8 protein-coding genes are annotated in these 8,256 nt (G+C 70.1%); 3 read left to right on the top strand and 5 right to left on the bottom strand.

The window, feature by feature from the left end:
* Nucleotides 1-59: 59 nt before the first annotated feature.
* From ACFTZL_RS36495 to ACFTZL_RS36510, 4 genes are all read right to left on the bottom strand, one after another.
* Nucleotides 60-890, bottom strand: coding sequence for an MBL fold metallo-hydrolase (locus ACFTZL_RS36495; RefSeq protein WP_382592172.1), 831 nt, complete (start codon nt 888-890; stop codon nt 60-62).
* Complete coding sequence (locus tag ACFTZL_RS36500; protein ID WP_382592175.1) at nt 887-1,759, bottom strand: NUDIX hydrolase; 873 nt, start codon at nt 1,757-1,759, stop codon at nt 887-889. Before ACFTZL_RS36500 ends, ACFTZL_RS36495 begins: the two co-directional genes overlap by 4 nt.
* A gap of 114 nt (nt 1,760-1,873) precedes the next feature.
* Entirely contained in the window at nt 1,874-2,335 is a 462-nt protein-coding gene (locus ACFTZL_RS36505; RefSeq protein ID WP_382592178.1) for a RidA family protein, read from the bottom strand.
* Nucleotides 2,335-2,493, bottom strand: coding sequence for a DUF4177 domain-containing protein (locus ACFTZL_RS36510; RefSeq protein WP_097218487.1), 159 nt, complete (start codon nt 2,491-2,493; stop codon nt 2,335-2,337). Before ACFTZL_RS36510 ends, ACFTZL_RS36505 begins: the two co-directional genes overlap by 1 nt.
* 106 nt (nt 2,494-2,599) lie before the next feature.
* Here ACFTZL_RS36510 and ACFTZL_RS36515 point away from each other — a divergent pair, with 106 nt between their 5' ends.
* Both ACFTZL_RS36515 and ACFTZL_RS36520 read left to right on the top strand, forming a co-directional pair.
* Nucleotides 2,600-3,577 (top strand): ArsA family ATPase, encoded by a 978-nt coding sequence (locus tag ACFTZL_RS36515; RefSeq protein ID WP_382592181.1) that lies wholly within the window; start codon nt 2,600-2,602, stop codon nt 3,575-3,577.
* A gap of 49 nt (nt 3,578-3,626) precedes the next feature.
* Entirely contained in the window at nt 3,627-5,069 is a 1,443-nt protein-coding gene (locus ACFTZL_RS36520; RefSeq protein ID WP_382592184.1) for an ArsA family ATPase, read from the top strand.
* Nucleotides 5,070-5,138: 69 nt separating this feature from the next.
* Here the strand turns inward: ACFTZL_RS36520 and wblA are convergent, their stop codons facing one another.
* The gene (wblA, locus tag ACFTZL_RS36525) at nt 5,139-5,477 is read right to left on the bottom strand and encodes a transcriptional regulator WblA (RefSeq protein WP_184594573.1); all 339 of its coding nucleotides are present in this window, start codon (nt 5,475-5,477) and stop codon (nt 5,139-5,141) included.
* Between the two features lie 408 nt (nt 5,478-5,885).
* On the opposite strand from wblA, the gene ACFTZL_RS36530 reads away from it, so the two are divergent.
* Nucleotides 5,886-8,180, top strand: a complete 2,295-nt coding sequence (locus tag ACFTZL_RS36530; protein ID WP_382592187.1) for a transglycosylase domain-containing protein — start codon at nt 5,886-5,888, stop codon at nt 8,178-8,180.
* Nucleotides 8,181-8,256: the final 76 nt, after the last annotated feature.

Genomic DNA, 8,256 nt, shown 5'->3' on the forward strand with positions numbered 1-8,256 from the left:
CCTCGCGGAGACGGGGCCCGACGTCGTACAGGGGCACGGTCGATCGTGCTCGGGCACGGTCAGATGAGCCCGTGCTCCTCCAGGTAGTCCAACTGCGCCCGCACCGACAGTTCCGCCGCCGGCCACAGGGAGCGGTCCACGTCCGCGTAGACGTGGGCGACGACCTCGGTGGGGGTGCGGTAGCCGTCCTCGACGGCCGTTTCCACCTGCGCGAGGCGCTTGGCCCGGTGGGCGAGGTAGTACTCGACGACGCCCTGGGCGTCCTCCAGGACCGGTCCGTGGCCCGGCAGCACCGTGTGGACGCCGTCGTCCACCGAGAGGGACCTGAGGCGCCGCAGGGAGTCCAGGTAGTCGCCGAGGCGGCCGTCGGGGTGGGCCACGACCGTCGTACCGCGGCCGAGGATCGTGTCGCCGGTCAGGACCGCCTGGTCCGCCGGGAGGTGGAAGGAGAGGGAGTCGGCGGTGTGGCCGGGGGTCGGTACGACCTTCAGTTCGAGGCCGCCGACGGTGATCACGTCCCCGGCGGCCAGGCCCTCGTCGCCCAGCCGGAGGGCCGGATCGAGCGCACGCACGCGCGTGCCGGTCAGTTCGGCGAACCGCCCGGCGCCCTCGGCGTGGTCGGGGTGGCCATGGGTCAGCAGCGTCAGGGCGACGCGCTTGCCGGCCTGCTCCGCCGTGGCGACGACATGGCGCAGGTGTCCGTCGTCGAGCGGGCCCGGGTCGACCACCACGGCCAGGTCCGAGTCGGGCTCGGAGAGGATCCAGGTGTTCGTGCCGTCCAGGGTCATCGCCGACGGGTTGGGGGCCAGGACGTTGACGGCCCGCGCGGTGGCGGGGCCGGTGAGGACACCGCCACGGGGCTGGCCGGGAAGGGCTGCTGCGTCCGTCATGCGGTGGCTCCACCGGTGGTCGGGATGTGCTTGGTGAACTCGTCGTGGCCCGGCCAGGAGAGCACGATCTCGTCGTCCACGAGGCGGGCGGTGGCCAGCACGGGCGTGAGGTCACGCCCCGGGGCGTCCGCGAGCGCCCGGGCGGCCGTGTCGTACGGCGTCAGCTGGCGCAGGGTCGCGAGGGTCGGCGGCATCATGAGCAGCTCGCCCTTGTCGTAGCCGGCCGCCGCCTCGCCCGGGGCGATCCACACCGTACGGTCCGCTTCGGTGGAGGCGTTGCGGGTGCGCTGTCCCTCGGGAAGGGCGGCCACGAAGAACCAGGTGTCGTAGCGGCGGGCCTCGAACTCGGGGGTGATCCAGCGGGTCCAGGCGCCGAGCAGGTCGGAGCGCAGGACCAAGCCGCGGCGGTCCAGGAACTCCGCGAAGGACAGGTCCCGGGCGACCAGGGCGGCACGGTCCGCCTCCCAGTCGGCCCCGGTGGTGTCGCCGACGACCGCGTCGGGCGCCGGTCCGGCGAGCAGGACGCCCGCCTCCTCGTACGTCTCCCGTACGGCCGCGCAGACGATCGCCTGGGCCGCCGTCTCGTCGACGCCGAGCCGGTCCGCCCACCACGCGCGCGTGGGGCCCGCCCAGCGGACCTGGTGATCGTCGTCCCGGGGGTCGACGCCGCCGCCCGGATACGCGTACGCGCCTCCGGCGAAGGCCATGGAGGCGCGTCTGCGCAGCATGTGGACGGCCGGGCCGGTGCCCGTGTCCTTCAGGAGCATGACGGTGGCCGCGCGCTTCGGGGTGACCGGCGTGAGTGTGCCGGCCGCCAGTGCGCGGATGCGGTCCGGCCACTCCGGGGGGTACCACTGACCGTTCGCCATGGGCGCGAGGCTATCCCGTGACGGGCGGATGTTCGAGTGGCCCCCGGGGCCGATGCCGCACCCGGGCCTGCGGAAAAGGCCCGCGGAAAGGGCCTGTGCGCGCTCCGAAGGGTGCTACGCGAGCTCCACCTGGATCTCGACCTCCACCGGGGCGTCCAGCGGCAGCACCGCCACGCCCACCGCGCTGCGCGCGTGCACGCCCTTGTCGCCGAGGACCGCGCCGAGCAGTTCGCTCGCGCCGTTCAGCACCGCGGGCTGGCCCGTGAAGTCCGAGGCCGAGGCCACGAAGCCGACGACCTTCACCACGCGCGCGATGCGGTCCAGGTCACCGGCGACGGACTTGACGGCGGCCAGGGCGTTCAGCGCGCACGTACGCGCCAGCTCCTTGGCCTCCTCCGGGGTGACCTCCGCGCCGACCTTGCCGGTGACCGGAAGCTTGCCGTCGACCATCGGGAGCTGCCCGGCGGTGTAGATGTACGGGCCGCTCTGCACGGCCGGCTGGTACGCGGCCAGCGGCGGGACGACGTCGGGCAGGGTCAGACCGAGCTCGGCCAGCTTCGCCTCGACGGCACCCATTACTGCTTCTCCCGCTTCAGGTAGGCCACGAGCTGCTCGGGGTTGTTCGGCCCGGGCACGACCTGGACGAGCTCCCAGCCGTCCTCGCCCCAGGTGTCCAGAATCTGCTTCGTGGCGTGGACGAGCAGCGGCACGGTTGAGTATTCCCACTTGGTCATGCGGCCGACTCTAGCCCCTGGAGAACAGGGGCAGGCGGCCGACCACGGCGGCGGTTGTCCACAGCCTCCGGAGTAGCCCGGGCGCGGACTGGTTAGGCTCGAATACGTGAGCAGGCTCCAGGTCGTCAGCGGCAAGGGCGGTACCGGCAAGACCACGGTGGCCGCAGCCCTAGCGCTGGCCTTGGCCACGGAGGGGAAGCGGACGCTTCTCGTCGAGGTCGAAGGCCGCCAGGGCATCGCGCAGCTCTTCGAAACGGAAGCGCTGCCTTATGAGGAGCGGAAGATCGCCGTCGCTCCCGGGGGCGGGGAGGTGTATTCGCTGGCCATCGACCCCGAACTGGCCCTTCTGGACTACCTCCAGATGTTCTACAAGCTGGGCAGCGCCGGACGGGCCCTGAAAAAGCTCGGGGCGATCGACTTCGCCACCACCATCGCGCCGGGCCTGAGGGACGTACTCCTCACCGGCAAGGCGTGCGAAGCGGTGCGGCGCAAGGAGCGCAGCGGGCGGTTCACCTACGACTACGTCGTCATGGACGCGCCGCCCACCGGGCGCATCACGCGTTTCCTCAACGTCAACGACGAGGTCGCCGGCCTCGCCAAGATCGGCCCGATACACAATCAGGCACAGGCCGTGATGCGGGTGCTGAAGTCGCCGGAGACGGCAGTGCACCTGGTGACGCTGCTGGAGGAGATGCCGGTCCAGGAGACCGTGGACGGCATCGCCGAGCTGCGGTCGGCGCGGCTGCCGGTGGGTCGGATCATCGTGAACATGGTGCGGCCGGAGGTGTTGGACGAGACCGATCTGGAACTCGTCCGGACGGCCACGCGTTCCACGGTTGCGCGGTCGCTCTCGTCCGCCGGGCTCGGCGGGGCACGGCGCGGCGGGCGCGCCGAGCGGCTGGTGGACCCGCTGCTCACGCAGGCCGAGGAGTACGGCGAGCGGTACGCGCTGGAGCACGAGCAGCGTGCGGTGCTGGCCGAGCTGGGCCTGCCGCTGCACGAACTGCCGCTGTTCGCCGAGGGCATGGACCTGGCGGGGCTGTACGCGCTGGCCCGCGAGCTGCGCGGGCAGGGCGTGTCATGAGCCAGGACACACAGGCAAGGCCCGTCATGAGTCGGAAGCAGGGGATGTCATGAGTCGTCCGGACCCGGCCCACACCCACGACCCGGCCCGCCCCCGTATGTCCCCCGCTCGCCTGCTCGACGTCGATCCGCTGCTGGCGGACCCGAAGACCCGGATCGTGGTGTGCTGCGGCTCGGGCGGGGTCGGCAAGACCACGACCGCGGCGGCCCTGGGCCTGCGCGCGGCCGAGCGGGGCCGCAAGGTGGTCGTCCTGACCATCGACCCGGCCCGCCGGCTCGCCCAGTCCATGGGCATCGACTCCCTCGACAACACCCCGCGCCGGGTCAAGGGCATCGACGACTCCGCGGGCGGCGAGCTGCACGCGATGATGCTCGACATGAAGCGCACCTTCGACGAGATCGTCGAGGTGCACGCGGACGCCGAGCGGGCCGCCGCGATCCTGGGCAACCCCTTCTACCAGTCGCTCTCGGCGGGCTTCGCGGGCACGCAGGAGTACATGGCGATGGAGAAGCTCGGGCAGCTTCGGGCCAGGGACGAGTGGGACCTGATCATCGTCGACACCCCGCCGTCCCGCTCGGCCCTGGACTTCCTGGACGCGCCCAAGCGGCTCGGGTCGTTCCTGGACGGGCGGCTGATCCGGCTGCTGACGGCGCCCGCGAAGCTGGGCGGACGCGCCGGGATGAAGTTCCTGAACGTCGGGATGTCGATGATGACCGGCACCCTCGGCAAGCTGCTCGGCGGTCAGCTCCTCAAGGACGTCCAGACGTTCGTGTCCGCGATGGACACGACGTTCGGAGGCTTCCGCACGCGCGCGGACGCGACGTACAAGCTGCTCCAGGCGCCCGGGACGGCGTTCCTCGTGGTCGCGGCCCCGGAGCGGGACGCGCTGCGCGAGGCCGCGTACTTCGTGGAGCGCCTGGCCGCGGAGGACATGCCGCTCGCCGGGCTGGTGCTCAACCGGGTCCACGGCAGCGGCGCCGACCGGCTGTCGGCCGAGCGGGCGCTCGCCGCCGCGGAAAATCTTGAAGAGCCCCGCATTGTGGATCAGGAGGGCGGGAAAGCTGGACTTCGTAACTCCCCCGACGCATACGACAGTTCAGCCTCTTCCACGTCCGAAACCCCAGCTCAGAACCCAGCTCAGAACCCAGCTCGGACTTCAGATCCGGCATCGACATCGGCTCCCGAGGGTGGCTCCCCCACCGAGGACGCAGAAGACGCCGTGAACGCAGAAGACGCCGAGCGGTCCGTCGACCAGCTCACGGCAGGCCTGCTGAGGCTGCACGCCGAGCGCATGCAGCTGCTCTCCCGTGAGCAGCGCACGCGTGACCGCTTCACCGCGCTCCACCCCGAGGTGGCCGTGACGGAAGTGGCCGCGCTGCCCGGCGATGTCCACGACCTCACGGGACTGCGCGACATCGGCGACCGGCTCGCGGCGAACGAACGCGAGCTTCCCGACGCGGCCGAGCCGGAGTCGCCCGGCCGTGATGCCTGAGGGCCCGCACGGGCCCTCGACCGGACATCAGCGCCGAGGAGCCCCCGTAGAGTCCCCGGTGGGAACTCCTCAGCTCACCGCGGCGTAGTTCTCGTAGATCTCGTCGTCGTCGAGGGACACGACACCCGTGCCGCGCTCGTACTCGCTGCGCGCCGTCTCCAGCAGCCGGCGCCAGGACGTCACCGTGGGCCGCCTGCGCAGCAGTGCGCGGCGCTCCCGCTCCGTCATGCCTCCCCACACGCCGAACTCGACGCGATTGTCGAGCGCGTCGGCCAGGCACTCCGTCCGCACCGGACATCCGGTGCACACCGCCTTGGCCCTGTTCTGCGCTGCTCCTTGAACGAACAGTTCATCCGGATCGGTAGTGCGGCAGGCCGCCTGCGCACTCCAGTCGACTACCCAGCCCATACCGGCGCCGTCCTCTCCCGAATCGAGGCTCCCCCACGGCGGCAGCGGCATATTCACCGCCGCCAGTTGAGGACGTTACGGAAGGTGGGCACAGCGCAACACCCCCGTCGGGCCCAATCTTGAATGGCCCGAACGGACTATGGGTAAGCGGCAGATCACCCGGGGGAGTGAGCTGGCGACATAAATAACTTTCCCGGCAAACCAGGACAGTTCAGTTGCGTCACAACGGACGCCGCATGACACACAAGGCGGATTCGGACACGACCCCACCAAAAAAGTTGGGGAACACCCGGAACGATTCGGGGTCGCCGGACGTATTGATACGTGACCTCACTGCTGTGACAGTTGAGAGCAGCTTAGGCCAAGGCCTATACGCCTGTCCGGCGAATGAGAACGTAGGCTGCCCTCATGCCAAAGAAGAGCTCGGGCGGTGGTCTGTCTCCTGCGCAGCAGGCCGCCAAGTTCCTCGGTGTCAGTGTCCTTGCGGGAGCCGTGCTGGCCGGTATCGCGCTGCCCGCGGTGGGCGCGCTGGGGCTCGCCGCGAAGGGCTCGGTCGAGAGCTTCGACGAGCTCCCCGCCAACATGAAGACGCCGCCGCTGAGTCAGCGCACCACGATCCTCGACGCCGACGGCGGCCAGATCGCCACGGTCTACTCGCGCGACCGCACCGTCGTCGCGCTCAAGGACGTCTCGCCGTACATGCAGAAGGCGATCGTCGCGATCGAGGACTCGCGCTTCTACCAGCACGGCGCGGTCGACCTGAAGGGCGTCCTGCGCGCCCTCAACAAGAACGCGCGCAGCGGTGAGGTCTCCCAGGGCGCCTCGACCCTGACGCAGCAGTACGTGAAGAACGTCTTCGTCGAGGAGGCGGGCGACGACCCGACGAAGGTCGCGCAGGCCACCCAGCAGACCATCGGCCGCAAGATCCGCGAGTTGAAGTACGCGATCCAGGTCGAGGAAGAGCTCGGGAAGAAGAAGATCCTCGAGAACTACCTGAACATCACCTTCTTCGGCCAGCAGGCCTACGGCGTCGAGGCCGCGGCCCAGCGCTACTTCTCCAAGTCCGCCAAGGACCTCAACATCGAGGAGTCGGCCCTCCTCGCCGGCATCGTCCAGTCGCCCAGCCGGTACGACCCGGTCAACGACGAGGCGGAGGCCACCAAGCGCCGCAACACCGTGCTCCAGCGCATGGCCGCCGTCGGCGACATCTCCCGGGCGCAGGCCACCGACGCGATGAAGGCGCCGCTCGGCCTCAAGGTCAGCAAGCCCAGGAACGGCTGCATCACGGCGGTCAAGGGCGCGGGCTTCTTCTGTGACTACGTGCGCGAGGTCTTCCTGAACGACAAGGTCTTCGGCAAGACCAAGGAGGCCAGGGCGAAGGTCTGGAACCAGGGCGGCCTCACCATCCGCACCACCATGGACGCGGAGGCCCAGGAGTCGGCGCAGCGGTCCATCAAGGACCACGTCTACACGAGCGACGAGGTGGCCACCGCCGCCAGCATCGTCCAGCCCGGCACCGGCAAGATCCTCGCCATGGGCCAGTCGCGTCCGTACGGCGTCGACGTCAAGAAGGCCGAGACGACCCTCAACCTGTCCGTCAACGACGACATGGGCGGCGGCATGGGCTACCAGCCCGGTTCGACGTTCAAGCCGATCGTGGCGGCGGCGGCCATCGAGGACGGCATGCCGGCGAACAAGGTGTACTCGGCGCCGTACCAGATGGCCTACCCGAGCCCGGTCTCCGCCTGCGGCGGCAAGACCTGGCGGAACAGCCGGAGCGACCCCGCCAAGCTCGAGAACGAGAACAGCTCGGAGGTCGGCCCGTACGACATGAAGGAAGCGACCGCCAAGTCGGTCAACACCTACTACGTCCAGATGCTCAGTGACATCGGTATCTGCCCGGTGACGACGATGGCGAAGAAGATGGGCGTCGAGCGGGCCGACGGCCGCAAGATGGACCAGGCGCCGTCGATCGCCCTCGGCACCCAGGAGATGTCCCCGCTGACCATGGCGAACGGGTACGCGACCTTCGCCTCGCGCGGCATGTACTGCACGCCGATCGCCATCGAGTCGGTCAGCCAGCGGGTCGGTGGCGAGACCAAGTCGCTTCAGGTCCCGAAGTCGACCTGCTCGCGTGCCATGTCGGAGAAGACGGCCGACACGATCAACGCGCTGCTCAAGGGCGTCGTCGAGGACGGTACGGGTTCGAAGGCCGGCCTCGGCAGCCGTCCCAGCGCGGGCAAGACCGGTACGACGGACGAGCGCTACGCGGCCTGGTTCGTGGGGTACACCCCGAACATGGCCGGCGCGGTGTGGGTCGGCGACCCCGCGCACAAGCGGAAGATGTCCAACATCACCATCGGCGGCCAGCCGTACGGCAAGGTCTTCGGTGGCGAGGTCCCCGGTCCGATCTGGCGCGACATGATGTCGGGCGCGCTCGAGGGCAAGCCCGTCGAGTACTTCAACGACGTCCATATCCCCGACGGCCGCAACAAGGGCCGCGGTGACGAGGACCGCGACGACGACGACCGCGACGACAGGGGCAACGGCAACGGCGGCTTCATCGGCGGCCTGGTCGGCGGAAACAACAACGGCGGCGGGGGCGGCGAACCCGTTCCGACACCTTCGTTCTCCCTCCCCGAGGGCTTCTTCCGGGGCCAGGACAACGGCGGCGGCAACGGCAACGGCGGACGGTTCGGCTGAGCCGACGCGTCCCGGGCCGGTGACAGGCCCGCGCCCGGGCCGGTGACAACGACAGGCGGCCCCCTCTTTCCCGTAC

Origin of the sequence: Streptomyces sp. NPDC056948 (assembly GCF_042674225.1) — a bacterium.
Lineage (GTDB): Bacteria > Actinomycetota > Actinomycetes > Streptomycetales > Streptomycetaceae > Streptomyces > Streptomyces purpurascens.

Excerpts from the sequence above, each read along its gene's own strand:
- ACFTZL_RS36495 (WP_382592172.1), bottom strand. The coding sequence starts at position 890 with ATGACGGACGCAGCAGCCCTTCCCGGCCAGCCCCGTGGCGGTGTCCTC.
- ACFTZL_RS36500 (WP_382592175.1), bottom strand. The coding sequence starts at position 1,759 with ATGGCGAACGGTCAGTGGTACCCCCCGGAGTGGCCGGACCGCATCCGC.
- ACFTZL_RS36505 (WP_382592178.1), bottom strand. The coding sequence starts at position 2,335 with ATGGGTGCCGTCGAGGCGAAGCTGGCCGAGCTCGGTCTGACCCTGCCC.
- ACFTZL_RS36510 (WP_097218487.1), bottom strand. The coding sequence starts at position 2,493 with ATGACCAAGTGGGAATACTCAACCGTGCCGCTGCTCGTCCACGCCACG.
- ACFTZL_RS36520 (WP_382592184.1), top strand. The coding sequence starts at position 3,627 with ATGAGTCGTCCGGACCCGGCCCACACCCACGACCCGGCCCGCCCCCGT.
- wblA (WP_184594573.1), bottom strand. The coding sequence starts at position 5,477 with ATGGGCTGGGTAGTCGACTGGAGTGCGCAGGCGGCCTGCCGCACTACC.
- ACFTZL_RS36530 (WP_382592187.1), top strand. The coding sequence starts at position 5,886 with ATGCCAAAGAAGAGCTCGGGCGGTGGTCTGTCTCCTGCGCAGCAGGCC.